Origin of the sequence: Kocuria sediminis, assembly GCF_009735315.1 — a bacterium.
GTDB classification, from domain to species: Bacteria; Actinomycetota; Actinomycetes; order Actinomycetales; family Micrococcaceae; genus Kocuria; species Kocuria turfanensis.
In genome coordinates this window covers 1-26,068 of sequence record NZ_WOGU01000023.1, presented here as the reverse complement: position 1 = coordinate 26,068, position 26,068 = coordinate 1, and the positions used below count along the sequence as shown (strand labels likewise).

General features: G+C 74.1%; 24 protein-coding genes, 1 tRNA gene and 1 pseudogene. 12 read left to right on the top strand and 14 right to left on the bottom strand.

Annotated features, from left to right (window positions below; all coding sequences use genetic code 11):
- The 3 genes and pseudogenes from GMA12_RS17440 to GMA12_RS17430 form a co-directional block, all read right to left on the bottom strand.
- Nucleotides 1–251 (bottom strand): annotated as a pseudogene (locus GMA12_RS17440) (DUF1624 domain-containing protein); the annotation flags it as partial.
- 1,112 nt (nt 252–1,363) lie between these two features.
- Nucleotides 1,364–2,032, bottom strand: coding sequence for a hypothetical protein (locus tag GMA12_RS17435; RefSeq protein ID WP_156270771.1), 669 nt, complete (start codon nt 2,030–2,032; stop codon nt 1,364–1,366).
- A gap of 683 nt (nt 2,033–2,715) precedes the next feature.
- Nucleotides 2,716–2,799: transfer RNA gene (locus tag GMA12_RS17430), tRNA-Leu, on the bottom strand.
- 147 nt (nt 2,800–2,946) lie between these two features.
- Here GMA12_RS17430 and GMA12_RS17425 point away from each other — a divergent pair.
- Nucleotides 2,947–3,804: a formate/nitrite transporter family protein gene (locus tag GMA12_RS17425; RefSeq protein WP_156270770.1), complete on the top strand. Its 858-nt coding sequence runs from the start codon at nt 2,947–2,949 to the stop codon at nt 3,802–3,804.
- Between the two features lie 4 nt (nt 3,805–3,808).
- Here GMA12_RS17425 and GMA12_RS17420 read toward each other — a convergent pair whose 3' ends face one another.
- Nucleotides 3,809–4,591, bottom strand: coding sequence for a metal-dependent hydrolase (locus GMA12_RS17420; RefSeq protein WP_156270769.1), 783 nt, complete (start codon nt 4,589–4,591; stop codon nt 3,809–3,811).
- Between the two features lie 181 nt (nt 4,592–4,772).
- Here GMA12_RS17420 and GMA12_RS17415 point away from each other — a divergent pair, with 181 nt between their 5' ends.
- Nucleotides 4,773–5,528, top strand: coding sequence for an alpha/beta fold hydrolase (locus tag GMA12_RS17415; RefSeq protein ID WP_156270768.1), 756 nt, complete (start codon nt 4,773–4,775; stop codon nt 5,526–5,528).
- Nucleotides 5,529–5,538: 10 nt separating this feature from the next.
- Here the strand turns inward: GMA12_RS17415 and GMA12_RS17410 are convergent, their stop codons facing one another.
- The gene (locus GMA12_RS17410) at nt 5,539–5,826 is read right to left on the bottom strand and encodes a hypothetical protein (RefSeq protein WP_156270767.1); all 288 of its coding nucleotides are present in this window, start codon (nt 5,824–5,826) and stop codon (nt 5,539–5,541) included.
- Between the two features lie 45 nt (nt 5,827–5,871).
- On the opposite strand from GMA12_RS17410, the gene GMA12_RS17405 reads away from it, so the two are divergent.
- Nucleotides 5,872–6,123: a hypothetical protein gene (locus GMA12_RS17405; protein WP_156270766.1), complete on the top strand. Its 252-nt coding sequence runs from the start codon at nt 5,872–5,874 to the stop codon at nt 6,121–6,123.
- Nucleotides 6,124–6,145: 22 nt separating this feature from the next.
- On the opposite strand, the gene GMA12_RS17400 is transcribed toward GMA12_RS17405, so the two are convergent.
- Entirely contained in the window at nt 6,146–6,811 is a 666-nt protein-coding gene (locus tag GMA12_RS17400; RefSeq protein WP_156270765.1) for a YdcF family protein, read from the bottom strand.
- Between the two features lie 189 nt (nt 6,812–7,000).
- On the opposite strand from GMA12_RS17400, the gene GMA12_RS17395 reads away from it, so the two are divergent.
- Nucleotides 7,001–7,474 (top strand): acyl-CoA thioesterase, encoded by a 474-nt coding sequence (locus GMA12_RS17395; RefSeq protein WP_156270764.1) that lies wholly within the window; start codon nt 7,001–7,003, stop codon nt 7,472–7,474.
- Between the two features lie 6 nt (nt 7,475–7,480).
- Here the strand turns inward: GMA12_RS17395 and GMA12_RS17390 are convergent, their stop codons facing one another.
- The 3 genes from GMA12_RS17390 to GMA12_RS17380 are packed head-to-tail and all read right to left on the bottom strand — an operon-like array spanning nt 7,481 to nt 9,425.
- A complete protein-coding gene (locus GMA12_RS17390; protein WP_370832054.1) occupies nt 7,481–8,437 on the bottom strand; it encodes an aldo/keto reductase in 957 nt (318 codons plus the stop codon).
- On the bottom strand, nt 8,434–9,117 hold the full coding sequence (locus tag GMA12_RS17385) for a tetratricopeptide repeat protein (protein ID WP_156270763.1): 684 nt from the start codon (nt 9,115–9,117) through the stop codon (nt 8,434–8,436). Before GMA12_RS17385 ends, GMA12_RS17390 begins: the two co-directional genes overlap by 4 nt.
- A 44-nt stretch (nt 9,118–9,161) precedes the next feature.
- Nucleotides 9,162–9,425, bottom strand: a complete 264-nt coding sequence (locus tag GMA12_RS17380; RefSeq protein WP_156270762.1) for a PLD nuclease N-terminal domain-containing protein — start codon at nt 9,423–9,425, stop codon at nt 9,162–9,164.
- A 145-nt stretch (nt 9,426–9,570) separates the two neighbouring features.
- On the opposite strand from GMA12_RS17380, the gene GMA12_RS18595 reads away from it, so the two are divergent.
- Together GMA12_RS18595 and GMA12_RS17370 are read left to right on the top strand one after the other, a co-directional pair.
- Entirely contained in the window at nt 9,571–10,464 is an 894-nt protein-coding gene (locus GMA12_RS18595) for a YsnF/AvaK domain-containing protein (RefSeq protein WP_206064735.1), read from the top strand.
- Nucleotides 10,465–10,735: 271 nt separating this feature from the next.
- A complete protein-coding gene (locus GMA12_RS17370; protein ID WP_156270761.1) occupies nt 10,736–12,931 on the top strand; it encodes a catalase in 2,196 nt (731 codons plus the stop codon).
- Between the two features lie 67 nt (nt 12,932–12,998).
- Here the strand turns inward: GMA12_RS17370 and GMA12_RS17365 are convergent, their stop codons facing one another.
- On the bottom strand, nt 12,999–14,381 hold the full coding sequence (locus GMA12_RS17365; protein WP_156270760.1) for a TIGR01777 family oxidoreductase: 1,383 nt from the start codon (nt 14,379–14,381) through the stop codon (nt 12,999–13,001).
- Between the two features lie 153 nt (nt 14,382–14,534).
- Here GMA12_RS17365 and GMA12_RS17360 point away from each other — a divergent pair, with 153 nt between their 5' ends.
- From GMA12_RS17360 to GMA12_RS17340, 5 genes are all read left to right on the top strand, one after another.
- Nucleotides 14,535–14,813 (top strand): hypothetical protein, encoded by a 279-nt coding sequence (locus GMA12_RS17360; protein WP_156270759.1) that lies wholly within the window; start codon nt 14,535–14,537, stop codon nt 14,811–14,813.
- 64 nt (nt 14,814–14,877) lie between these two features.
- Nucleotides 14,878–15,084, top strand: coding sequence for a hypothetical protein (locus GMA12_RS17355; protein ID WP_156270773.1), 207 nt, complete (start codon nt 14,878–14,880; stop codon nt 15,082–15,084).
- 88 nt (nt 15,085–15,172) lie between these two features.
- Nucleotides 15,173–15,751 carry a histidine phosphatase family protein gene (locus GMA12_RS17350; RefSeq protein WP_162460020.1) on the top strand — a complete coding sequence of 193 codons (579 nt, stop codon included), beginning with the start codon at nt 15,173–15,175 and terminating at the stop codon, nt 15,749–15,751.
- A gap of 134 nt (nt 15,752–15,885) precedes the next feature.
- Nucleotides 15,886–20,811, top strand: a complete 4,926-nt coding sequence (locus GMA12_RS19120; RefSeq protein WP_162460019.1) for an NAD-glutamate dehydrogenase — start codon at nt 15,886–15,888, stop codon at nt 20,809–20,811.
- An 8-nt stretch (nt 20,812–20,819) separates the two neighbouring features.
- The gene (locus tag GMA12_RS17340; RefSeq protein WP_162460018.1) at nt 20,820–22,274 is read left to right on the top strand and encodes a phytoene desaturase family protein; all 1,455 of its coding nucleotides are present in this window, start codon (nt 20,820–20,822) and stop codon (nt 22,272–22,274) included.
- A 103-nt stretch (nt 22,275–22,377) separates the two neighbouring features.
- Here the strand turns inward: GMA12_RS17340 and GMA12_RS17335 are convergent, their stop codons facing one another.
- Nucleotides 22,378–23,004, bottom strand: coding sequence for a lytic transglycosylase domain-containing protein (locus GMA12_RS17335; RefSeq protein ID WP_156270756.1), 627 nt, complete (start codon nt 23,002–23,004; stop codon nt 22,378–22,380).
- Between the two features lie 83 nt (nt 23,005–23,087).
- On the opposite strand from GMA12_RS17335, the gene GMA12_RS17330 reads away from it, so the two are divergent.
- A complete protein-coding gene (locus GMA12_RS17330) occupies nt 23,088–23,588 on the top strand; it encodes a DUF456 domain-containing protein (RefSeq protein WP_162460017.1) in 501 nt (166 codons plus the stop codon).
- Between the two features lie 69 nt (nt 23,589–23,657).
- Here the strand turns inward: GMA12_RS17330 and GMA12_RS17325 are convergent, their stop codons facing one another.
- From GMA12_RS17325 to mobA, 3 genes are read right to left on the bottom strand one after another with little or no spacing between them, the layout of a single operon-like run.
- Nucleotides 23,658–25,022 carry a molybdopterin molybdotransferase MoeA gene (locus GMA12_RS17325; protein ID WP_156270754.1) on the bottom strand — a complete coding sequence of 455 codons (1,365 nt, stop codon included), beginning with the start codon at nt 25,020–25,022 and terminating at the stop codon, nt 23,658–23,660.
- A complete protein-coding gene (locus GMA12_RS17320) occupies nt 25,022–25,318 on the bottom strand; it encodes a DUF6457 domain-containing protein (RefSeq protein WP_156270753.1) in 297 nt (98 codons plus the stop codon). The genes GMA12_RS17325 and GMA12_RS17320 overlap by 1 nt, the downstream gene beginning before the upstream one ends.
- Before the next feature lie 39 nt (nt 25,319–25,357).
- Nucleotides 25,358–25,945, bottom strand: a complete 588-nt coding sequence (gene mobA, locus GMA12_RS17315) for a molybdenum cofactor guanylyltransferase (RefSeq protein ID WP_156270752.1) — start codon at nt 25,943–25,945, stop codon at nt 25,358–25,360.
- Nucleotides 25,946–26,068: the final 123 nt, after the last annotated feature.

The window sequence follows — 26,068 nt, the reverse complement described above, 5'->3', positions numbered from 1 at the left end:
AGGGCCAGGCCCACCCCGGCCAGCAGCGCGAACAGCGCGGCCGAGTCCCCGGCGAAGAGCAGGTAGCTCCACGTCGGGTCACCGGTGGCGTCGTTCTCCTCCGGCAGGACGTGCACGGCGATCAACCCGATCAGTGCCAGGCCGCGGGCCGCGTCCACGCCGAGCAGTCGCGGCGTGCCGCCCCACCGTCCGGTGCGACCGGCGCCGCGGCCGTCCTGCGGGCGGACCGTGGATTCCCCGCTGCTGCTCATGTCTGCCCTCCTGGTGGTGCCCGGACCCGGGCGGCACTAGGGCCCGATGAGGAAGCGGCAGCAGGCGCCCGGAACCCGTCCACAGGCCGTGGCACCTCCCGTGCACCCTTCCTCGGCGCTGTCCTCAGCATGGGGCGTCAGGGTGGCGGCCGTGTCGAGAGCACATGGAGATTCGATCAAGAAGCCGGCCGGTCCACAGGGAGGCGAGTCCTCGCCCGTCGCCGAGCGGTCCGGCTCCTCCGGCGGGCACCCGCCTGCGGTCTCGCCGCTCGCAGCCGGCGCCGTCGGCGAGGGTCCGAGGTGCGGTGCCGGTCGGCACGGTGCCTGCGGCCGGCGGTGAGCTCTCGGGCAGGACGACCACGAGGTCCTCGGCGCTCAGCTCGTGCCGGAGGTGGTCCACGGGCGGGGCGGCGGTGTCGTCCAGTGGGTGGCTGCGGAGGGAGACGGCGCGCGGCCTTCGCGCAGGTCCGCCCATCCCACGGCCTCGAGCCGTCGGAGGGCCTGGAGGACATTGACCCCCTTCGGCGACCAGGGCGAGCCCGGCCGGGGTGGGGCGCGGGCCGCGTCCCACCCGTGCGGTGCGGGCGTGCCCGGTCCCGCGCTGCGGCTGTGTGGCCTCCGGCCGACCGCGCGTGCTGGCCGGGCAGCGGCCGCCGTCGGGCGGGCCGGACCGGGTGCCACGGGGGCTCGTGCCGGGGCGTGTGCCGGGGCGTGTGCCGGGGCGCGCACGTACCCGGTCATCCACGCCGGGGCGGTCGTGCACATGACGGGCTTTCAGCTGCTCCCGCTCCGCACGGCGTCGTCGACCCTCGCCGCCGTGGAGCCCGTCGCGGGAGCGCTCATCCTGCTCATCGGAGTCGGTGTCGCCATCCGAACCGTCGGCTGAGCAGCCCGGCTCCTGGAAGGACGGATCGGCAGGTCCGTGGGGGATCCCGGCCCGGGTCAGCGGCGGCGGCCCGCTGCTGGGCGCCCGTGCGCATCGTCGCCCCCGGGCCGAGGACGACTACTGGGTGCGCAGGCCGGCCCGGGTGCCCGCTCGACAGGTCGCACATGGGGGAGCACCCCATCCGCCGGCCGGATGAGGTGCTCCCACGTGCTCAGGGCTGCTCGACTCACTTCTTGTGGTCGGACGCGTACTCGTCCTTGCTGTCGTCCTTGTCGCCGTTGTCGTCCTTGTCGCCGTTGTCGCCGTTGTCGTCCTTCTCGCCGTTGCCGTTGGCGTCGTAGTACCAGTCCGTGCCGTCGTGCTTCCAGTCGTGCTCGTGGGCGTACTTCTCGTCGTCGTCCTTCTCGCCGTTGCCGTCGGCGTCGTGGTACCAGTGCTTGCCGTCGTGCTCCCAGTCGTACTCGTGGACGTACTTCTCCTCCTCGTCCTCCTCGTCCTTCTTCTCGCCGTTGTCGTCGGCGTCGTGGTACCAGTCCGTGCCGTCGTGCTTCCAGTTGTGCTCGTGGTCGTACTTCTCGTCGTCGCCCTTCTCGCCGTTGCCGTCGGCGTCGTGGTACCAGTCCGTGCCGTCGTGCTTCCAGTCGTACTCGTGGATGTACTTCTCGTCCTCGGACTCCTCGTCCTCGCCGTTGTCCTCCTTCCCGTTCTCGTCCTTCCCGTTCTCGTCCTCGTCGTCCTTGTCGTCATACCCATAGTGGTCGCCGTGGTGGTTCCCGTGATCGTCCTTGGACCCGTCGTGCGAGTCGTCACCGGCGAAGGCGGGCGTGGCGAGCGAACCGCCGAGCAGAGCGGCCGCAATGGCCGCGCCGGCAAGGGTTTTACGCAGATCGTCCATGATGTCCCCCAAAAAAGGGCATGACGAATACACCGTCATGCGTGCGAGAAAGAATGTTTCGAGACCTGTGAGACAGATCTTCCCTGTGAACTGGGTGACATCACCGTAAGAAGGTCCTCGTGCGGGGTTCAAGGCTTTCACTAGGGCAAACGATCGTGAAGCGCCTCGCGTCATGACCCGCCGCCCCGGAGCGGCGCCTGGGCCGCCTCCGCCGGAGCCGACCCGTGCCCGCGCGGCCGACGGCCGTTGCTGACCGGTCAGTACCCCGCGTTTGTGCTGGTCACAGCGTATTCATACCCGGGGGCGCCCTCCGGCCACGGCCGTCGCCCCACGCGGGGACGGCACGCACGAGGTGCCGCCCGTGAGGCGCCCCCAGCGCCTGAGGGGAGTCCGGAGGCCGGCGGGAACATGACGGTCCGATGCACTGTGTGACATGGCGACGACCGGAACCGGCTCCCGGTCCGCAGCATCGGAGCGAGCCGGTCGACCGTCGGCCCGTTCCGCGGACCCGTCGGGGCGCCGTCGCGGGGATCGGGCCGGCCCGTCGTTCCGGGAGGCGCCGTGCGACGACGACGAGCCGGGAACGCCGAAGGCCGGTTGTTCGGAAACCTCCGAACAACCGGCCTTCGACATCACATCGGGTCCCGCGGGCAGAACTGTGGAGTTCTGCGGGAGACCTGCGGTGCGCGAGGGGGGAGTTGAACCCCCACGCCCTCTCGGGCACACGGACCTGAACCGTGCGCGTCTGCCTATTCCGCCACTCGCGCTCGTCGACCCCGGCGGCGGACCGCCGTGAGCAACGACGACAATCCTACCCACACATTCCCGCGTTGGCCAATCGCCGCCGTCCGCGGCCGTCAGTAAGCTTGTCGCATCCCCGGCGCGGGGAGGCGAGGGCGAGCAGGGGAGCACCCATGGAACCGGACCGACAGGAGCTCGAGGACAAGCGGCGGGAGCTCGGCGAGAGTCAGGAGCCGGTGGAGGACGAGCTCGCGGAGGCGTTCCACAGCACGCTCACGGAGGGCGCGGAACGGCTCAGCAGGACCTGGCGCGCCCTGCTGATCACCGGCCTGTTCGGAGGCATCGACGTCGGCCTGGGCATCATGGCGATGCTCGCCGTCAAGGAGGCGACCGGCTCCGACCTGCTGGCCGGCATGGCGTTCGGCATCGGGCTGTTCGCGCTGCGGCTGGCGCACTCGGAGCTGTTCACCGAGGACTTCCTGGTGCCGATCCAGGCCGTCGTCGCCAAGCACGGGACCTGGCTGCAGCTCCTCCGGCTGTGGTCGGTCACCCTGGTGACCAACCTCGCGGGGGGATGGCTCTTCACCTGGCTGATCGCCGTGTCCTTCCCGGGCCTGGCGGACACGCTGCTGGAGACGGCCCAGGGCTACCTCGAAGGGGGTCTGAGCCTGGAGACGGCGGGTTTGGCCGTGCTGGCCGGCAGCACCATCACCCTGACCACCCGGATGGCGCAGGGTACGCAGAACGACGTGGTGACCGGGTTCATCTCCCTGATCAGCGGGTTCCTGGTCGTGGGGACGGGCATGCTGCACGGCGCGCTGAACTCCATCGTCCTCTTCGCGGCCATGCACATGGACGCGCCGATCTCCTACGGGCAGTGGGCGGTGTGGGCCCTGTGGGTCATCCCACTGAACATGGTCGGCGGGCTCGTGGTCATCACCATCCCCCGCCTCTTCCGCACCCTCGAGCTCATCCAGGAGGAACGGGCCCAGCAGACCCGCAAGCAGGTCGAGCAGCACCGCGCGGTCTGAGGCGTCAGGCGACCATCAGCCCGGTGGCCAGCGCGAAGGCGCCCCACAGGCCCGTCAGCGCGAAGAGGGTGATCGGGGCGAGCAGCGCGAGCTCCGCGGCCGACCCGGCGTTGCCGATCAGCGGCACGGTGAGGAACGACCGGTTCTTGTACACGGCGCGCGGCAGGGGCAGCGGCATCCGCAGCGGATAGAGCAGGTGGATCCCGCGCGTGGTCACGAGGTCCCCCGCCAGGTGGGCCACCACGCCCGTGCCCACCGCGGCGGCGAACCACCACTCGTGGGCGGGCGGGTACAGGCCCACGACGACGCCCAGCCCGATCCCCACGACCCAGTTGAGCTTCGCCACCCGCTCCGGCACGAAGGCGAGCACCTGCACGGCGAACGCGATGAGCAGCACGGACATGACCGCCGCCAGCGGCCAGACCCGGCCCAGGTCCCCCACAGGGATGCCGATCTTCTGCGCGGCCGCCGCCAGACCGGTGAACGCCAGCACCCCCAGCACCGAGTGGGTGCCGCGGCGGTGCCCGCCCGAGAGCCGGCAGATCCCGCGGGAGAGCCAGGTGGACAGGGGCCGCAGGGACCGGGCCACGGTCCCGCCCGGATGGTCCAGGTCCGGCAGCAGTGCCGCGCCGGCGGTGACCAGGGCGCCGGTGAGCACCCCGGCGTCGCCGACGTCCAGCAGCCCCCACCCGATCGGCATGCTGAGGTCCTGCAGGTGCAGCTGGTAGTCGGCGGTCAGCGCCACCCATGCGGCTGCCCCGCAGGCCGCATGGCTCGGTCCCATCATGGAAGTGATGTCCTCCTCGGATCTCCGGTGCGGTGGGGTCAGGCCGACCTCACCAGCGGAAACACTAGAGCGCGGGCCGGACAGCACAGCGCCGGCGGCTGCGCGGCGAGCCCCCGGTGACACCGGAACGGCCGGGTCCGTAGGCTGACGGCCAGGACTCCGCCGACGGAAGGACAGTGCCGTGCTCCGCTCCACCCGCTCCGGTTCGGGGGCGCCCACCGTGCTGCTGCTGCCGGGGCTGCTGTGCACCCAGCAGCTCTGGGACCGCGCCCGGCCGCTGCTCGAGGCCTTCCACGACGTCCTCACGGTGGACCTGCCGGGAGTCGGCGGCGACCTCCCGGAGGGCCCCGCGGACCTCGCCGCCTACGCGGACCGGGTGTGCGAGGTGCTCGACGCCGAGGAGATCGAGCGCTGCGTGTGGGTGGGGCACTCGCTGGGCGGGTACGTGCTGGCCGCGGCCCTGGAGCGTCACGCCGCGCGGATCAGCCACGCGGTCCTGGCCTACAGCACCACCGCGGCCGACGACGCGGCAGCACGGGCCGGACGGGACAAGGGGATCGCCGCGGTGCAGGAGCAGGGCGTCGGGGCCTACGCGCGCCGGCAGATGCCCCGGACGTTCCGGGAGGACGCCCGCCGGGAGGACGTGGAGGCCGCGGTCCGGCAGGCCCAGGACTGGCCGGAGGCCGCCGTGGTCCGCGCGCTCGAGGCCATGCGGGACCGCCCCGACCGGACACCGCTGCTCCTCGAGCACGCCGAGCTGCCGGTGCTGCTCGTCCAGGGGGACGACGACCCCGCGATCGGTGCCCTCGATCCGCAGGAGCGCCACGTCACCCGCATCGTCACGGACACCGCCCACATGGGTGTGCTCACCGACCCGCACACCTTCGCGGGCATCGTCCACGGCTGGGTGGCCGACGAGATCGAACGCTCCGCCTGACCGGTCCGCGTCAGGGGGCGGGCCGGGACCGCCACCCCGCGGAGTCCACCTCGACGACGACCGGCGCCCGCCCGCCGACGCCCCGCCGCCGCAGCGCCTCCTCGATGTCACCGGCCGGGGCGGCGACCACGAACGTCTCCCCGCGGAACAGGTCGGCCGAGTCCTCCACGAGCGCAGTCAGCTCCGCCGCACCGCGGGCGGTGAACCGCTCGGCCACCCGCAGCCGGGCGGTCCACGGCGGGGGAGGGGCGGCGTCGTCGAGGAGCACGGCGGTGGCGGGGCACTGCAGGTCGGTCATGGCCCCAGTCTTCCTCCCGGGCGACGGCCGGGGAAGAATGGAGTCATGGCCGACCCCGTGGACCCCATCACCGTCGCCGCCGCCCGGGCCCGCCTGGCCGCGGACGCGCACCGCGGCGTGGAGAGCGAGGCCTGGATCGCCGGGATCGCCGCGTCCGGCGGGCCGCACCGTCCGGGGGCGCCGAGGACCTCCGCGGCGGACGTCCTCTCCGGCCGAGACGACGCCCACACGGTCTCCTCCGAGAGCGACCGCCGCTCCGTCGAGTGGACCCGCGACCTCGCCGACCGCGGCGGCTGAGCCCTCCGTCCGCCGCCCGGGCTCAGTCCAGGGACTTCGGCCGCCAGGGCAGCTGCTGGTCGCAGCCGGGGGTGAGCGCGGCCTTCGCGAAACCGCCGGACTGGTAGGCGAACTCCCGCAGCAGGCCCCGTGGCACCTCCGGGTAGTCGAAGGCGAGCACGTCCAGCTCGCCGGCGTAGCAGCGCCCGAGGATCAGCCGGGACCGGGTGACGTGCTGGCGGTAGGTGAGCGCGCTGACGTGGTTCCAGTCCCGCTGCTCGCTGAGCTCCCGCAGCTGCAGGGCCTCGCCCTGGGTGGTGGACGGGTCCGGCCGGAAACAGATCACCTCGTAGGCGTGCTCCGCCGCGCAGACCTGCTGGGCGCGCGCGTAGTAGGTGCGTCCGGAGGCCTCGCCGAGGTCCTCGGCACCGGGATCGGCGACCACGAGCACCGGCGCGACCCCGGCGTCCATGAGCCGCTGCGCCTCCGTCAGGCGGGTTCGGTCCGGGGGGCCGAGGACGAACAGGGCGTCCGAGCGGGACGGCTCGTCCGTGCGCGGGTGCTGGAGGACGGCCCAGCACGCGAGCAGCCAGACGAGCACCAGGGCCAGCACCGAGGCGGCGCCCCACGTCACCCACCGCGGGGTCCGCCGCGGTGCCGACGGTGCCCCCCAGCGCGTCCGGTGGGCGGCGCGAGGGCTTCCGGTCATTCCGCCGCTCCTTGTCGTTCGTCGGGAGGACCCGGGGTCCGCGCCTATTCTGGCACCCCGGCCCGTGTCGCCGCGGGGTGCGGCCGGCCCGGCCGGGCCCGGGGCCTACGATGGGGACGCCCGTGGGCGGCGGCCGAGGCCGGTCCGGCCGCCGGAGCCCGGGCCCGAACGACCGAGGAGGACGACCGCATGACGGTGACGCAGGAGACGGGTGTGCTGTGCCGGGTGCCCATGCGCTGGGGCGACATGGACCCGTACGGCCACGTGAACAACGTCGAGGTCGTGCGGCTGCTGGAGGAGGCGCGGATCGCGGCGCTCGGCGTGCCCGTGGGCACCGGTCACGAGGTGGAGGCCCCGCTCATCCCGTTCTTCTCCGCGCTCCCCGCCGGCACCCAGGCGCTGATCACCGAGAACCGGATCAAGTACCTGCGCTCCCTCGAGTACCGCAACACCCCGGTGGAGGTGCGCGTGTGGGTGGTCTCGGCCCGCGGCGGGGCACTCACCCTGGGCTTCGAGATCACCGACGTGGTGAGCCGCCGGGCGTGCGTGCGCGCCGAGACGCAGCTCGCGTTCTTCGTGCCCGCCACCGGGACGGTCCTGCGGATCACCCCGGAGCAGCAGGAGATCCTCGCCCCCTACTCCGGTCCGCCCCTGTTCCGCTGACCGGGGTCAGGGCACCGGGTTGCCGCGCGCCGCGGTGAGCAGGGCGTACCAGTCCTCGTGGCCGAGCCGGGGCGCCAGCGCCTCCGCCTCGGCGCACGCGGCGATCCGGCGCGGATCGGTGGTGCCCAGGACCGGGCGGATGCCGCCGGGGTGGCGCATCAGCCACGCGAGGACCACCGCCTCCCCGGACACCCCGTGCGCGGCGGCGATCCGGTGCACCGTCTCGGCCGTGGCCGCGGCGTGCTGGTCCTCCGGAGGGATGGGCGCACCGGTGTACAGGCCCCGGGCCAGGGCGCCCCACGCCTGCACCTCGATGCCGTCGGCGGCGCAGTACTCCAGGATCCCCTCGGGGAACGAGTGCTCGGCGCCCTCCGAGTGGTTGGCCAGGATCTGCTGCTCCACGAAGCCGCGGTGGCGCAGGCTCAGCTCCAGCTGCAGGGCCGTGACCGGCGTGGTGAGCAGCTGCTGGTAGAGGGCCACCTGGCGGGTCGACATGTTGGACAGGCCCACGGAGCGGATGAGTCCCTCCTTGCGGAGCTCGTCCAGGGCGCCCGCCACCTCGTGAGGGTCGGCGAGGGGGTCGGGGCGGTGCAGCATGAACCGCTCCACCGAGTCCACGCGGAGCCGGCGCAGGGAGCCCTCCAGCCCGGCGCGGATCGTGTCCCGGTCCAGCCGGTAGTGGGCCGGGGCGCCGGGAGCGGCGGTGTTGCCGGGCAGGCGCACCCCGCACTTGGTCTGCAGCCGCACCCGGCCCGCCAGCGCCGGGTCCTCGGCCAGCAGCTCCCCGAAGACCGCCTCGGACTTGCCGTGGGCGTAGATGTCGGCGTGGTCGAAGTCGGTGATCCCGGCGTCGAGGGCCGCGTGCACCGCCGCCCGGGCGCGGTCCACGGTGGCGGCGTCGGGCGGGACGTCGTCCCACGAGCCCCCGATGGTCATGCACCCGTAAATCAGGCGTGAGCTCACGTGCGGTCCTCCCCGTCGGGCACGCCGGCGTCCCGGACGGGATCGGCACCTTCCAGTCGCTGCTGCTCGGCCGCCCAGCGCAGCCGGGCCGCGGCCGCGTAGGCCGCACCGGACTCCTTCAGCCGGCCCGCGCGCTCGTACAGCCGCCCCAGGGCGGTGAAGCACTCCGCCTGGTCCGCGGTGGTGGCCTCGGTCTCCTGGTAGAAGTCCAGGGCCCGGTTGTAGGCGGTGATGGCCTGGGTGTGCCGCTCGCCGAGCTCGTAGACCCGGCCGAGGTTGACGTGGCACTGCGCCTGGTCGTGGGCGTCGTGCGGGGCGTCGAGGTACTGCCCCAGGGCGTCCAGGAGGTGCTCCTCGGCGTCGTGGGCGCGGTCGAGCTCCAGGCACAGGCTGCCCAGGATCAGGTGGGTGCGGGCCTGGTGCTTCCCGCTGCCGCCGATGCGGTGGAACAGGTCGAGGGCCTCCTCGTAGGCGGTGACGGCCCGGCCCGGCCGGTTCATCCCCAGGTAGAGGTGACCCAGGTTGTAGTGGCAGGCGGCCTGCTCCTGCAGCGAGTCGCCCTCCTCCTCGAAGAGGACGATGGCCTGCTGGTAGGCGGTCTCGGCCTCGTCGAGCCGCCCGCGGTCCTCGGCGTCGAGGGCCTGGGTGAAGAACCCGTGCCCGTCCTGGGAGTAGCTCATGCGGATTCCTTTCTCGGCCGGGCCCTCCACGGGGACGGGATCGACTACGCGGGGTGCGCGTCGGGGGCGTTCCCGGCACGCCGGCCCAGCACGAACCACAGGCCGGCGCCGGCCACGGGGAACGCCAGGATCACGAGCAGCCAGAACAGGCGCAGGACCGGGTCCTGCCCCGGGGTGCGCAGCAGGGAGGTCGCGGCGGCCACCATCAGCACGACGACGACCGCGCCGGCCACCGTCGCACCACTCTCCCACACCCCGGTCCGTGCGGCCTCGGTGCCGCCGGCCGCGAGGACGGTCCAGGTGCTCATGCATCGATACTGGCACCGCGGGGGCGGGCGGACAAGGGCGGGCGCCGGGGCGTGTCCCGGGTCGGTCCCCCATAGAGTGGGCGGCAGCACCGCTCAGCACGCTGATAAAATCCGACCACCACAGCAATCCTGAGGAGAGCCCACGATGTCCACCTCCGACGACCGCCCGTACGACCAGGAAACTGCCCACCCGGAGCGCTCCGGGACGCGTCCCGACCGGGCGCGAGACGTGGACGACACGGGCGTGGAGCGCCACGCCCCCAGCTCGTCGACCGAGCTGTGGGACCACAACGCCTACGGCCGGGAGGGCCGCGACGTCGACGGCGACGCGACGTCCGGGCCGACCGACACGCGGGACCCCCGCGGCGGGGCGCCCGCCTACAACATCGACGCCGGTGACGACGACGCCCACCGGCACGGCGACGACGCCGGGAACGACGACGGCACGAACGTCCGCCGGACGGGGGAGTCCCTCGCGGGCGCCGACGCCACCGCCGGCCGGGCCCGGGGAAGCGTCGCGGACGAGCGCCGCGACCCGTCCGCCGGCGCCGGGGACCTGGCCTTCGACCAGGAGGCCGACGCCCGCCGCGACCCGTCCGGGCCCGGCCGGCTCGAGGACGACGCGCCCGCGCGCGACCGGCTCGAGGAGGGCCGGGCCGGCGACGACGCGGCCACCGTGGTCCGGCACGAGGAACGGCTGCGGGCCGGCACGGAGCGGGTCGAGGCCGGGCGGCTGCGCCTGCGCAAGTACGTGGTCGAGGAGCCGGTGCGCGAGGAGCAGACCCTGGCCTCCGAGGACGTCGAGGAGATCCGCACCCCGATCACCGAGGAGGAGCGCGAGGCGTTCCTCGCCGGGCAGGAGCTGCCGGTGGGGGAGGACGAGGTCATCCTCTACCGCGAGGTGCCCGTGGTGCAGACCGTGCGGGTGCCCTACCAGCGGGTGCGCCTGGCGGTGCGCCGCACCGAGCGCACCGAGGTGATCGAGGAGACGGTGCGCCAGGAGCGGATCGACGTGCAGGAGCCGGACGACCGCGCCTGAGCCCTGTGCAACGGCCCCCCGCCGGCTCCGGCCGGCGGGGGGCCGTGGCCGTGTCCGGGGCTGTTCACCGGGGCTGTTCACCGAGGGCGGAGTCCCGCGTGGGGGCTTGTGCGGTCCCTTCCGCCGGTGACTGAATGGTCAGTGGACTGGCTGTTCCGCGCCCCGCCGGGGCCGGGCCGGCCGGGGACGACCACACGACGAGGACGAGCGGGAGAAGCACATGCGCAAGAGGCTGAACAGGATGAGGCACCGGGCGGGTGGGCAGGCACCGATGCCCCCGGGCGTTCCCGGCAGCGAGGCCGCTCCGGCCGCGGAGCCCACCGAGCCCCGGCCCCCGCTGCCGCCGAAGCCCGAACAGGCGGCGCCGGCGCCCGTGAGCCCCACCGGCCGGGACACCGGGGCCGACCCGACGCTCGCCGCCCAGGGCGGGGAGCACCTGACCACCGCCCACGGGTCCCGGCGCAGCGACACGGACCACTCGCTGAAGGCGGGCCGGCGCGGGCCCGTGCTGCTCCAGGACCACCACTTCCGCGAGAAGATCAGCCACTTCGACCACGAGCGCATCCCCGAGCGGGTGGTCCACGCCCGCGGCGCCGGAGCCCACGGCGTGTTCCGCTCCTACGGGACCGCGAGCCGGATCTCGTCGGCCGCCGTGTTCGGCAAGGACGTGGAGACCCCGGTCTTCGTGCGCTTCTCCACCGTCCTCGGCTCCCGGGGCTCGGCCGACCTGGCCCGGGACACCCGCGGCTTCGCCACGAAGTTCTACACGTCCGAGGGCACCTGGGACCTGGTGGGCAACAACATCCCCGTGTTCTTCATCCAGGACGCGATCAAGTTCCCGGACGTCATCCACGCCGGCAAGCCGCACCCGGACCGGGAGATCCCGCAGGCCCAGTCCGCCCACGACACCTTCTGGGACTTCGTCTCGCTGCACACCGAGGCGCAGCACCACACGATCTGGAACATGTCCGACCGCGCGATCCCGCGCTCCTACCGGACGATGGAGGGCTTCGGGGTCCACACCTTCCGGCTCCTGGACGACGAGGGCGGCAGCGTGCTCGTGAAGTTCCACTGGAAGCCGAAGCTGGGCGTGCACTCCGTGCTGTGGGAGGAGGCGCAGATCGCCAACGGCATGGACCCCGACGTCCACCGCCGCGACCTCGCCGACGCCATCGAGGCCGGCGCCCACCCGGAGTGGGAGCTCGGCGTGCAGGTCTTCGAGGACAACGAGGAGCAGACGTTCGAGGGCATCGACCTGCTCGACCCCACGAAGATCGTCCCGGAGGAGCTCGCGCCCGTGCAGCCGGTGGGACTGATGACGCTGGACCGCAACCCCTCCAACTACTTCGCCGAGACCGAGCAGGTCGCCTTCAACCCCAACAACCTGGTCCGCGGCATCGACGTGACCAACGACCCGCTGCTGCAGGGCCGGCTGTTCTCCTACCTGGACACCCAGCTCAGCCGGCTGGGCGGGCCCAACTGGACGCAGCTGCCGATCAACCGCCCGCACGCCCCGGTCAACGACATGCTGCGGGACGGCATGCACCAGACCGCCGTGCACACCGGGGTCGCGCCCTACCACCCGAACACCCTGGACGGGAACAACCCGTTCCCCGCCGACGAGCCGGCCCGTCCCTTCATCGACCACCCGGCCCCGGTCGCGGAGTCGGTCAAGGAACGCGGGGCCCCGGCCTCCTTCGACGACCACTACAGCCAGGCCCGCCTGTTCTGGCTGTCCATGAGCGACGTCGAGAAGGAGCACATCGCGCAGGCGTACACCTTCGAGCTCGGCAAGTGCTGGGAGCAGTCGGTCAAGGAGCGCCAGCTGCAGTCGCTGGCCAACATCGACGCGAAGCTGTGCGCCGTGGTTGCCGAGGGCCTGGGCCTGCCCGCGCCGCGGCCCACCGTCCAGCACGGCCGGATCGAGCCGAGCCCCGCCCTGTCCCAGATCGGCGGGCAGTGGCCGCTCGACGGCCGACAGGTCGGCATCGTGATCGGGCCCGACCCGGACGAGTCCGACCTCCTGGCGGTGGTCGAGGCGGTGGACGCCGCGGGCATGGTCCCGCTGGTGATCGCCCCGCACGGCGGGCCGGTCGGGCGCGGCGGGGGGCTCGTGGCCCAGCGCACCTACCTCACCGCCCGCTCCGTCGAGTTCGACTCCGTGCTCGTGGCCGGTGCCGTGCCGCCGGCCCCGGACGCCCGGCCGGGCCTCGACGCCAAGGCCGGCGCCGTGTCCACGGGTGCCCTGGACCCCCGCGTGCACCTGCTGCTCGGCGAGGTGTTCCGCCAGGCCAAGGCCATCGGCGTCTGGGGCGACAAGGGGCGCACGCTCGCCGCGGCCGGCCTGCCCGAGGGCGCGCCCGGCGTGGTCACCGGCAAGGACTCCGCCGCCGTGGTGGAACAGGTCGTCGCGCTCATGAAGAGCCACCGGGCCTGGGAGCGCTTCCCGGTCACCGGGCGGCTCTGAGCCCGGCGCCCACCCGTCACCCAGGACCCCGTCCGGCCCCGCCGGGCGGGGTCCTGGGCGTCCGCCCTCAGAAGCGGCCGAGCTCCTCGCGCAGCGCGGAGCCGAGGTCGGGGTGCCGGAACCGGTAGCCGCGGTCGATGGCGCGATCTGCCGAGACCCGCTGGTCCGCGAGCGCCATCAGCTCGGCCCCCTCGGTGCCGAGCACCAGCTTCGGCCCGAAGCCCGGCGTGGGCAGCAGCGCGGGCCGGCCGAGCACCTTGCCGAGGGTCCGCGCGTAGTCCCGGCCGGTGACCGGCATGGGCGCGACGCCGTTGACGGGGCCGTGCAGCCCGGCGGAGAGCACGGCGTGGGCGAACAGGCCCACCGCGTCGTCCAGGGAGATCCAGCTCAGCCACTGGTTCCCGGAGCCGAGCCGCCCGCCCAGCCCGGCGAGGAACAGCGGCAGCTGCGCCTTGAGCGCGCCCCCGGCGGGGGTCTGCACCACCCCGGTGCGCACCGTCACCACGCGTGTCCCGGTGGCCTCGGCGGCCTGGGCGGCCCGCTCCCAGGCGGTGCAGACCTCGGCGAGGAAGTCCCCGCCCGGCGGGGACTTCTCGGTGACGGTCTGCCCGTGGGTGTCGGCCCCGTAGTAGCCGATCGCGGAGGCGTTGACCAGGGCCGCCGGGGCGTCGTCGCCGAGAGCGGCGAGGGCGCGCACGATCAGTTCGGTGCCGCGGACGCGGGAGCCGCGGATCTGCTCCTTCGCCGCGCGCGTGAGCCGCCCCCCGATGCTGCGCCCGGCCAGGTTCACGACCACGTCCACGTCCCGCAGGGCGCCGGGGTCCAGGACCCCGGTGTCCGGGTCCCAGGAGATCTCCCCGGGAGTGCGCGCCTCGCGGCGCACGAAGCGCAGCACGGTGTGCCCGCCGGTGCCCAGCATGGCGGCCAGCTGCGTGCCGATCGTGCCGGACGCCCCGGTGAGCGCGACCGTCAGCGGCCGGCCGGGATACCGGGCGTGGAACTCCAGGTCCGCGGTCAGCCGGCGTGCGCGGGCCTCGAACTGCCGGCCCAGCGCCGGGCCCATCAGCCGGTCGCCGAAGGCCCGGTCGCCCGGCAGGGTCGCGTACTCCACCGTGTCGGTGACCACGGTCCCCCCGTGCCCGTCGTCGTCGAACCGGTGGTGGTGCTCCCAGGAGGCGAGCGGGCCCCTGACCATCCGGTCGCGGAACTCCCGGCCCGGGACGAACCCGTGGTGCTCCGCCGTCCAGGGCACCGAGGCGAGCCCGTAGCTGCCGGGCACGGCGACCCGCAGCCGGGACCGCGTGCCGTTCTGCAGGGGCGGGGAGGACTCCTCCACGACGGAGCCCGTCCACGCGGGGGTCAGCCGGGTGAGGGCTCCCGGGCGGGCGTGCCAGGCGAAGACGTCCTCGACGGGATGGGGCACGCGGGAGCTGAACGTGAAGGTGGTCATGACCGCTACTCAACCCCCATCGCCGCGGTTCGTCCAGGACCCCGACCCCGGGCCGCCGCCGTGTCCTGCCGGTGCCGGGCCGCCCTCTCGCCCTTCCCCGGCCCCGCCCGGTTCGCTAGGGTGGGGACACGGCACAACGTAAGGAGGCTTCCTATGAGCACCCCGAACGACGACGCCCCGAACCTCGACGACGTCATCGAGCCGCAGGAGGACGCCCTGCCCCGCCCCATCCACCAGGGCCACGCGGGCATGCCCGAGAAGCTCGACGACGACGCCCTCGCCGCGGCCACCGAGCAGGAACGGGTGGCCGCCGGGCTGCAGGACTACGCCCCCGGTGAGGTCCCGCCCGCGGCCGACCCCCTGCCCGAGGGCTCCTCCGAGGCCGCCGACCGCGCCCAGCGCGGCCTGGTCGAGGACGAGGGCGGCAGCTGACCCCACGCCCGCCCGGGCCGCCCCCGGCGGGCCGGCCGGGCACCACCGAGGAAGGAGCGACGTGATGGTTGAAAGAGGCAACACCAAGCACGGGTCGGAGCTCGACGACCAGATGAAGCACGAGGTCGAGGACGCGCTGCAGGCCCGGCAGCCGAACCACGTGGAGGAGCACCGGCAGACCGAGCCGTGGGTCGACGACACCGACGACCCCGAGGTGCGATCCTCGGTCGAGGAGCGCGAGCGCCCGGAGCGCCCCGAGGACCGGCAGTAGCCCGAACCGGTACCCGGCCCGCCGTCCGCGGCGGGCCGGGGCCGTCCCGGGCTTGCCCCGCGGCGGGGCGTCGCCCACAGTGGAGGGCGTGAACACTTCCGGACGCATCGCGCTCATCCGCCACGGCCAGACCGACTGGAACCTGGAGGAGCGGCTGCAGGGCGCCACGGACGTCCCGCTCAACGACACCGGACGGCAGGAGGCCCTGACCGTCGCCCGGCGACTGCACGCCGGGGCGACCACCTGGGACGTGCTGGTCTCCTCACCGCTCAGCCGCGCCGTGGAGACCGCGCGGATCATCGGCGGGGTCCTCGGCCTCGAGCTGAGCGCGACCTGCCCCGGGCTCGTGGAGCGCGGCTTCGGCGCGTGGGAGGGCTCCAGCCTGGCCGGTCTGGAGGCGCAGGCCCGGGACGCGATCCTGGCCGAGGGGGAGCCGGCGGAGGAGGTGGCCCGCCGCGGCACGGCCGCCCTGCACCGGATCCGGGACGCCCACCCGGGGCGCAACGTCCTGGTCGTGGCCCACGGCTCCCTGATCCGCCTGACGGTCTCCGTGCTCAACGGCGAGACCCACCCCCGGGTGCGCAACTGCGAGGTGGTCCCCGTGCGGACCGAGGCCCTCGACGACGCCCGGCTGCGGGACGACGTGCCCGAGCCCACCGCCCCCTGACAGGGCGGTGTTCGTTCAATAAGCTGGACGGACCAGGGACGGCCCCACGAGGTGCCGTCCACCCCCTGGGGCGGCGACGGCGGCGCACAGACCGCGCTCCGTGCCGCCCACGGCGACGAAGGCGTGATGCGGCTGTGGCCCCTGACCAGTACACGATCCCCGATGAGGACCGCACGGAGACGCTCCGGGTGATCCCGCAGGCCCCGCAGTGGGACGGAGACCGGGCGTGGATCAACGAGTACTACCGCCACGTCCCGCAGGAGGACCTGCTCTCGCGCACCGAGGAGCAGCTGCGCGAGCGCGCCGACCACCACCACGAGGTGGGCCGGGTGCGCGCCCCGGGGGAGATCGCCGTGGGCGTGCGCCAGGAGGACGCGACCTCGGTGGTCTTCGTGGTCACCGAGGACGTGCCCTACCTCGTGAGCACCGTGAACGCGGAGATCGCCGCCAAGTGGGGCGGCGCCCGCCTGGTCATCCACCCCGTGCTGGTGGCGACCCGGGACGAGGGCACCCACGAGCTGCTCGAGCTCCAGCAGGTGCCCGACTTCTCCGCGAGCGCCAGCGGGGACACCACCGCGCTGCCGAGCCTGGCGAACTTCCGGGCCTCCGGCGGGACCCGGCACGTGGTGGAGTCCTGGATCTCCGTGGAGCTCTCCCGCCCGATCTCCGACGAGACCGCCCAGCAGCTCGTGGACCGGCTCTCGACCCTGCTCCGCGACGTCCAGCGCGTCGACGAGGACCAGGAGCAGCTCAAGGCCCGCGTGGAGCGGCTGGCCGGGGAGCTGGACCGGCTGCGCACCCTGGAGCTGCCCGGGGGCGGGCACCCCCCGATGGTCGGCCCGTCCCAGGACTTCCTGCGCTGGCTGATCGGCGGCAACTTCATCCTCATGGGCTTCAAGGAGTACGACCTCGAGGAGACCGGCGACGGCCTGGCCCTCGTCAGCCGGCCCGGGACGGGACTGGGCCTGCTCGTGGAGCACGAGGGCAGGCCCCACCGCCAGCAGCTCACCGGTCTGGGCCGGGAGCACGCCCGCGAGGCCGGCACCCTGTTCGTCACGAAGGCCAACCGCCGCTCGTCCATCCACCGCCGCGAGTACCTCGACTACGTCGGCGTCGCCAAGTACGACGACGAGGGACGGATCGTGGGGGAGTACCTGGTGCTGGGGCTGTTCACCCGCCGGGCCTACAACACCCCGGCGCGGGAGACGCCGCTGCTCAAGGAGAAGCTGGCGGAGGTCGCCGAGCGCTTCGGCTTCCTCGAGGACTCCCACTCCGCCCGGGACCTCATGGGCAACATCGAGGACTACCCGCGGGACGAGCTGTTCCACATGACTGCGGACGAGCTCTACGACATCATGCGCGGCGTCATGGGCCTGGACGAGCGGCGCCAGACCCGGCTGTTCCTGCGCCAGGACCACTTCGGGCGGTTCATGTCCGCGGTCGTGTTCCTGCCCCGGGACCGCTACAACACCTCGGTGCGCGGGCGGATCGAGGCGGAGCTGCGGCGGACCTTCGACGCCGAGTCCATCGACTTCGACGCTCGGCTGTCCGCCTCCACGCTGGCCCGGCTGTTCTTCCGCATCCGCCTGCCGTACACCGGGCAGGTGCAGTCCTTCGACCGGGCGGGCCTCGAGGCGCGGCTGCGCGCGGCCGTGCGGTCCTGGTCCGAGGCGCTGGTCCGGGCGATCCACCGCGAGTTCCCCGAGGACCTGGCCCGCGCGCACGCCGAGAACTGGGCGGAGGCCTTCCCGGACGCCTACCGGGCGGACTACGAGATCGAGGAGGCCGTCGAGGACCTCCAGCGCTGCGAGGAGCTCTGGGGGCGTGACCCGGACCTGCCCGCGGAGGTGCGCGTGGTCGACGACCCCGGGGGCGTGCGGCTGAACATCTACCTCACCCGGTCCCTGTCCCTCACCGAGCTGCTGCCCATGCTGCAGAACCTGGGCCTCACGGTCCTGGACCAGAAGCCCTACGAGGTCACCCCCGCCGACGGGCGCCACTTCCAGCTCTACGACTTCGGGGTGCGCCTGCCCGAGGGCGTGGACGCCATCGGCCCGGAGGACGCCCGGACCGAGGACCTCATCGAGGACACCCTGTGCGCGGTGCTGTCCAACCGCTCGGAGTCCGACTCCCTGAACCGGCTGGTCCTCACCGAGCGGCTGACCTGGCGGACCGTGGCGGTGCTGCGCTCCTACGTCCGGTACCTCCTGCAGCTCGGGCACCCCAACTCGTTCGACTACATCGCGGACACGCTCCTGGCCTTCCCCGCGGTCACCCGCGGACTGGTCGAGTTCTTCGACGCGAGCTTCAACCCCGCCCTCGACGACGCCGTGCGCGGCTCCCAGCGCGACGCCGCGCAGGCCCGTCTGATGGAGGCCCTCGACGAGGTCCCGACCCTGGACGCGGACAAGCTGCTGCGGGCGCTGACCGAGATCATGGCCGCCACCGTGCGCACCAACGTGTACCAGCACCGGCCCACCATGGCCTTCAAGCTCAACCCCGGGCGGATCAGCACCGCCCCGCGGCCGCACCCCATGTTCGAGATCTGGGTGTGGTCCCCGCGGGTCGAGGGCACGCACCTGCGCTTCGGGCCGGTGGCCCGCGGCGGGCTGCGCTGGTCGGACCGGCGCGAGGACTTCCGCACCGAGGTGCTGGGCCTGGTCAAGGCGCAGATGGTGAAGAACGCGGTGATCGTGCCCAACGGGGCCAAGGGCGGGTTCTACCCCAAGCAGCTGCCGGATCCGGCCGTGGACCGCGACGCCTGGGTGGTCGAGGGCCGCGAGGCGTACAAGCTGTTCATCGCCTCCCTGCTGGACATCACCGACAACCTGGTGCGGGACGAGGCCGGCCACGACGTCGTGGTCCACCCGGAGCAGGTGGTGCGCCGCGACGGCCAGGACTCCTACCTGGTGGTGGCCGCGGACAAGGGCACGGCGTCCTTCTCCGACACCGCCAACGCGATCTCCGCGGAGTACGGGTTCTGGCTCGGCGACGCCTTCGCCTCCGGCGGGTCGGTGGGCTACGACCACAAGGCCATGGGCATCACCGCCCGCGGGGCGTGGGAGTCCGTCAAGCGGCACTTCTTCGAGCTGGGCGTGGACACCCAGACGGAGGACTTCACCGTGGTGGGCGTGGGCGACATGTCCGGGGACGTGTTCGGCAACGGCATGCTGCTCTCCGAGCACATCCGGCTGGTCGCCGCGTTCGACCACCGCGACATCTTCCTGGACCCGGACCCGGACCCGGCCGTCTCCTACGCCGAGCGCGAGCGGCTCTTCGGCCGCCCGCGCTCCTCGTGGCAGGACTACGACCGGGAGAAGATCTCCGCCGGCGGCGGGGTGTACTCCCGCACGGTGAAGTCCGTGCCGGTCTCCCCGCAGGTCCGCGAGGCCCTGGGCCTGCCGGACGGGGTCGAGGAGATGACCCCGATCGAGCTGATCCGCGCGATCCTCACCGCCCCGGCGGACCTGCTCTACAACGGCGGCATCGGCACCTACGTGAAGTCCTCGCAGGAGTCCCACACGGACGTGGGGGACAAGGCGAACGACGCGATCCGGGTCGACGGCGCGGACCTGCGGGTCAAGGTGGTGGGCGAGGGCGGCAACCTCGGCTGCACCCAGCTCGGGCGCGTGGAGGCCGCCCTCGGCGGCGTGCTGCTGAACACGGACGCGATCGACAACTCCGGCGGCGTGGAGTCCTCCGACCGGGAGGTCAACATCAAGATCCTCGTGGACCGGATGGTCGTGGCCGGGGAGCTGGCCGCCGAGGAGCGGGCCGGGTTCATCGAGGCCATGACGGACGAGGTGGCCGGTCTCGTGCTCGAGACCAACGTGGCCCAGAACGTGCTGCTGACCACGGAGCGCTCGCGCACCGCCCGGTTCAACGAGTCCTACCTCCGGTTCATGCACTGGCTCGAGGAGAACGCGGAGCTCGACCGGCAGATCGAGGGCCTGCCCTCGGACGAGGAGCTGCGCCAGCGGGTGACCCGGCTGGGGATGGGGATCACCTCCCCGGGGCTGTCCGTGCTCGCGGCCTACGCCAAGATCCAGCTGTTCGAGGCCCTCGTGGACTCCGACCTCGCCGAGGACCCGTGGTTCACCCGGGTGCTGGAGGAGTACTTCCCGGCGCAGATCACCGACCGGTTCGGCCGGCTCGTGGACACCCACCCGCTGCGCGCCGAGATCATCTGCACGGTCGTGGCGAACCGGATGATCAACTACGGCGGAGTCACCTTCGTCCAGCGGGTCATCGACGAGACCGGGGCCTCTCCGGCGGACATCGCCCGAGCGTTCGTCGCCGCCGTCGAGATCTACGACCTCGAGGATTACGTCCGCCGGCACCGGGCCCTGCCCGCGGGGACGCCCGTGGAGCTGTGGGACCGGATGTTCCTGGACATGCACCGGGTCCTGGACCGCGTGGTGCGCTGGCTCCTGCACCGGCAGGAGACCGCCCACCCGGTCACCGAGGTCATCGAGCGGTACAAGCCGACGGTGGACATCCGGTTCCTCGAGGACCGGCTGCTGGGGGAGGACTCCCGCCAGCGGGTCGACTCCCGCGCGGAGGCGGCCGTGCGGCAGGGGGTGCCGGGGCCGCTGGCCACGGAGTGGTCGCAGCTGCTGGACGCGTTCGCGCTGCTGGACGTCGCCCGCCTGGCGCACGCCTCGGGCACCGGGCTGCACGCGGACGGCAGGATCGACGAGGAGCAGATCAAGACCATCGCCAAGGTCTACTTCGAGCTCTACGACCGCTACCGCATGGAGGGCCTGCTCAACCGGATCACGGATCTGCCGCAGGAGACCCGCTGGCAGGTGCTGGCCCGCATGGCGATGCGGGAGGACGTCTACGCCACGCTCGTGGCGCTCGCCGACCGGGCGCTCCGGGCACCGGGGCGGACCGCGCGCGAGAAGGTCGACGCCTGGGAGGAGGCCAACGAGTCCCGTCTGGCGCGGCTGCGCGAGGTGCTCGGGGAGATCGAGTCCGAGGGCCGGGGCGAGCCCGGGACCGAGCTCGCGTCCCTGTCCGTGGCCCTGCGGACCATGCGCAACGCCCTGGCCGGATAGGCCGGCCGGTGGAGGGAACGGCCGCGGTCGTCGGCGCGGGGCCCAACGGGCTGGCCGCGGCCGTGGTGCTGGCCCGCGCCGGGCTCGACGTCACGGTGCACGAGGCGGCGGGCGCGCCCGGCGGGGCGGCGCGCTCCGCCGCCGTGCTCGGCCCGGGCACGGTGGTGGACCTCGGCTCCGCGGTGCACCCCTTCGGGGTGGCCAGCCCGCTGTTCTCGCGGCTGGACCTGCACCGCCACGGGCTGGAGTGGCTGCACCCGCCGGTGGTCGCGGCCCATCCCCTCGACGACGGCCCGCCCGGGCTGCTGCACCGCTCCCTCGAGCGCACCGCCGCGGAGCTGGGCCCGGACGGCCGGGCCTGGTCCGCCCTGCACCGGGGCGTGGTGGGGCGCTGGGAGCAGACGGTCGAGTCCGCCCTGGGCCCGCTCGTGCGGGTGCCCGAGCACCCGGCGGCCCTGGCGTCCTTCGGGCTCCGGGCGCCGTGGCCGGCCGCGGCCACGGCGCGGGCGGTGTTCCGCACCGAGCAGGCCCGGGGCCTGTTCGCCGGGTCCGCGGCGCACGCCGTGCTGCCCCCGCGCCACGTGCTGACCTCGGCGTTCGGCACGCTGTTCGGCGCCGCCGCCCACGCCACGGGCTGGCCGGTGGCCCGGGGCGGGTCCCAGGCGATCGCCGACGCGCTCGTGGCCGACCTGCGGGAGCACGGGGGCCGGGTGCTGCTGGACCGCCCGGTGACCGACCTCGCCCAGGTGCGCCCGGCCGAGCTCGTCCTGCTGGACCTCACGCCCCGGCAGGTGCTGGGCCTGAGCGGGCTGGAGCTGCCGCCCCGGTACCGCCGGGCGCTGTCCCGCTGGCGCTACGGGACGGCCTGCTACAAGGTCGACCTCCTGCTGGACGGGCCCGTGCCCTGGCGCGACCCCCGGGTGGCGCAGGCCGGGACGGTGCACGTGGGCGGGACGCTCGCGCAGATCGGGGCCGCGGAGTCCCAGACCCGCGCGGGACGGCTGCCGGAGCGTCCGTTCGTCCTGGTGGCCCAGCAGGGGGCCGCGGACCCCTCCCGGGCACCCGCCGGGCAGCAGGTGCTGTGGGCCTACGCCCACGTCCCGCACGGCTGCGACGACCCGCGGGCGGGGGAGCGGCTGCTCGGCCAGCTGGAGCGCTTCGCCCCCGGCCTCCGCGACCGGATCCTCGCCCGGGTCGACACCCCGCCGTCCGGGCTGGAGACGTGGAACGCCAACCTGGTGGGCGGCGACATCGGCGGTGGCGCCCTGGACGGGCTGCAGCAGGTCTTCCGGCCCGTCGTGCAGGCCGACCCCTACGCCACCGGCGTGCCCGGGGTCTTCCTGTGCTCCTCCTCGACCCCGCCCGGCGGCGGGGTGCACGGGATGGCCGGCTACCACGCGGCCCGCCGTGCTCTGACGGGCCTGGCCCGCGACCGGCGCCGCGCCGGCGGGGAGGCCGGCTGAGCGCACCGGGGCGCGGGACCGGACGGCTGACCACGCCGGGCGGATGCATCGGGCGGGGATCCGGGTGCAGGAACCGGGTGGACGGGCAGGCCGGTGCGGGGCCTCAGCCGCAGGCGCACACCCCGGCGTAGGTGGTGCCCGCCAGCTCCCGGATCCGCGTCACGTAGCCCCGGGTCTCCGCGAACGGGGGGATCCCGCCGTGCCGCAGCACCGCGGTGGGCCCGGCGTTGTAGGCCGCCAGCACCAGGTCGATCTCCTCCTCGGCCGTGGCCGGCTCGAGGCCGGCGACCATCCGCCGGAGGTCCTTCAGGTACCGGCCCTGGGCGCGGATGGCGTCGCGCGGGTCGAAGGGGTCCCCCCGCCCGTACCGCGCCCACGTCCCCGGCATGAACTGGGCGAGGCCCTGGGCCCCGGCCGGGCTCACGGCCCGGGGGTCCCAGCGGCTCTCGACGTCGAGCTGGGCGGCGACGACCTGCGGCGGCAGCCCGGAGAACTCGGCGGCGGCCAGGACGTCCTCGCCCCACGGCTCGGGCACGGGAGCGGTGCGGCTCGACCCGCCGCCCCCGGGGACGCCCGGGCCGAGGTCGGAGGTGTTGGCGTGGATCAGTCCGCCCGTGCCGATCAGCAGCAGCAGCACCGAGGCCAGCAGGAACCACGAGGAGCTGCGCGCGGGGCGCTCCCCGGGCGGCTCGGCCTCCGGGCGTGCCGGCTGCAGGACGGTGGAGGACATCCGTTCCAGGCTAGGAGCGCCGGCGCGGGCGGGTCTGCGGCCTCTTGGGGGGACAGCGGTCCGGGACCGCCTACGATGAGGGCGTGACCGCCGAGATCATCGCGACCCTCCTCACCGCCGTCCTGCTCGTCGTCGGGTGCCTCGGCGTCATCGTCCCGGTCCTGCCGGGCTCGATCCTCATCGTGGTGGGGCTGCTGGTCTGGGCGCTCACCGTGCAGGCGGTGGAGGGCTGGACGGTGCTGGCCGTCGGCTCCGTGCTGGCGCTCACCGGGATGGCCGCGAGCGCGGTGCTCACCGGCGCCCGGCTCAAGCAGCGGCAGATCCCCAACCGCTCCCTGCTGTACGCGGCCGCGGGCGCCGTGGTGGGGCTGTTCGTGATCCCGGTCGTGGGGATCCTCGTGGGCTTCTTCGTCGGCCTGCTGCTGAGCGAGACCGCCCGCCAGCGCGACCTGCGCACCGCCCTGGACTCCAGCTGGGTGGCCCTCAAGGCCGCGGGTCTGGGCATCGTGGTGGAGTTCGGCTGCGCGCTCGCCGCCTCCAGCGTGTTCGTCCTGGGCGCCCTGGTCCTCTTCCTCACCGCCTGAGCGGTTGCGCCGCCCGCGGCGAGGGCCCGGGCACCGGGGTGCCCGGGACCTCGCCCGTCCGGCCGCGGCTCAGCGCCAGGGCAGGGGCACGACCTCGACGTCGTCCCCGGCGGCCACCCCGCCCGGGGGCACCACGACGATGACGTCCGCGTGCGCGAGGCCGCGCAGCATGTTCGCGCCGACCCGGTCCCGCGGGGCGACCTTCCCGTCCTGCAGGTAGCCGGGCACCAGGGCGGTCACCTTCTGGCCCGGCAGCTCCTCGGCCGCGGGCAGCGTGCGCGTGGCCGGGGCCGGGTCGCCGTGCAGCTTGGCCAGCAGCGGCTGGGCCACCGTGAACATGCTCGTCATGGCCGCCAGCGGGTTCCCGGGCAGCCCGACGACGAACGGCCCGTCCTCGGGCAGCCGGGCGAGGAACGTGGGGTGGCCCGGGCGCTGGGCGAGACCGTCCAGGAGGAAGACCGCCCCGAGCTCCTCCAGCGCGGAGCGCACGTGGTCGGCGTCGGAGTGCCCGGTCCCGCCGGTGGTGATGACCACCTCGGTGCGGGCGTCGAGCACCGAGGCCATGCCGGAGGGCGCCTCGGTGAGGGCCGAGAGCATCGCCTTGGCGGTGTCCTCCACGCGCCGCAGCTGGTCCACGGACCCGCCCAGCATCTCCACGAAGGTGGGCAGCTGCGGGCCGAAGGCGTCACGGACCTGGCCGGGCTCGGGGATCCCGTCCTCGACCACCTCGCTGCCGGTCAGCAGGATGGTCACGCGCGGGCGGCGGCGGACCGGGAGCATGTCGTGGCCGCTGATCGCGGCGAAGGCGATGTGCGCCGGGTTGAGCAGGCACTGGCCGCGCAGGATGACGTCCCCGGCGGACACCTCCTCGCCGGTGCGGCGGATGTTCTGCCCGTAGGGGATGTCCTCGGCCGAGGGGGCGTGGGCGGCGATGGTCAGCACCGTGCCCTCCTCGGACAGGTGCGCGTACTCGTCCCGCAGCACCGCCCGGGCACCGGCGGGGACGAGCCCGCCGGTGACGATGCGGGTGGCCTCCCCCGGCTCCAGGTTGAGCACCGGGCGGTAGAGCTCCTTCGGGGGGATCGTGAGCATCTTGCGGGGGTCGGTCTCCACGGGCTCCGGGAAGACCACGGTCCACGGCTGCGGGCCGGCCACCGCGTAGCCGTCCATGGCGGAGGAGGCGTAGTGCGGCACGGGGATCGGTGCGGTGACGTCCTCGGCGAGGACCTCGCCCAGGGCCTCCTGCAGGGGCAGCCAGTGGCTGGGCAGGGCGGTGGCCACGTCGTAGGAGAACTGCCGGGCCCGGTGCCACTCGGCGTCCTGGACGGTCTCGACCTCCACGGGCGCGGGCGCGGGGGCGTCGTCGTCCTCGATCACGGGCAGCGCGTGCGTGTAGGGGCTGTTGGTGTCGTGGGGCAGGGGCAGTCCGGACATCAGTTCTCCTCGGGAGTTCGGCGGGCGGCGGGGACGAGGTCGCCGACGGCGCGGAGGGCGCGGCGCAGTGCGTCGTGCTCCTCCTCGCCCGCGGCGACCGCCCGGGCCACGTGGTAGCCCAGCAGGTAGGCGGTGGGCGGGACGGCCGGACGCACGGTGCTGTGGGCCACCCGCCCGGTGAGGCCCAGCACGGCGTCCAGCGGGAGCTCGGTGTCGGGGACGTCCAGGGCGGCGCGCACCGCCGCGAGCCACCGCTCGAGCGTCTCGTGCTCCGCCGGGCTCAGGTCCTTGGGCATGCCGTGCTCCTCCCGGGCGGTGGGGCCGCCCGTTCGTGGTCAGGTCAGGTGGTGCCTCCGCACATCGTCCCACGTATCCACGTCCGCGGTGGCGTCCTCGGCCACGGTGACGTCGTGCAGGCCGAGGTGTCGCACGAAGGAGAACACCGATCGGTCCGCGGGGTCCTGGCCCGCGTACGCGGCGCGCAGCGCCTCCGTGCGGTACAGGGCCGCGAGGGGCTGACGGCGGCCGTCGGGCGGGACACTGATGTGCCCGTCCGTCCCGGGCACGCTTCTCGCGCCCTCCAGGAGGAGCGGGACGGCACGGGCCACCCCGGGCATGTCGCAGGCCAGGACCAGGGTCCACGGCGCCTCGGGCAGCGCTCCGAGGGCGCGCAGGCCCGCCGCGATGCCCGCGGCCGGCCCGGAGAACGGCGGGTCCTCCCGGGCGCGCAGCACGCCCGCGGGAACGGCGAGCTCCGCGGGCCCGACGACGACCACCCCGGCCGCCTCCCGGACCGCGTCCAGCGTGAGCTCCACGAGGGTGCGCCCGCCCTGCCGCAGGCCCGCCTTCGGCCGCCCGCCCAGCCGGGCGGAGCGGCCGCCGGCCAGGACCACGGCGGAGAAGACCGGGTCCGGGGTGGTCATGGGGTCATCCGCCGGCGAAGGGCGGTAGGACGTCGAGCACCGCCGCGTCGGTGAGCACGGTGGCCGGGTCGGGGCAGGCGATCCCGTCGAGCAGGTAGCTGGAGCGGGCCAGCACCGCCGTCA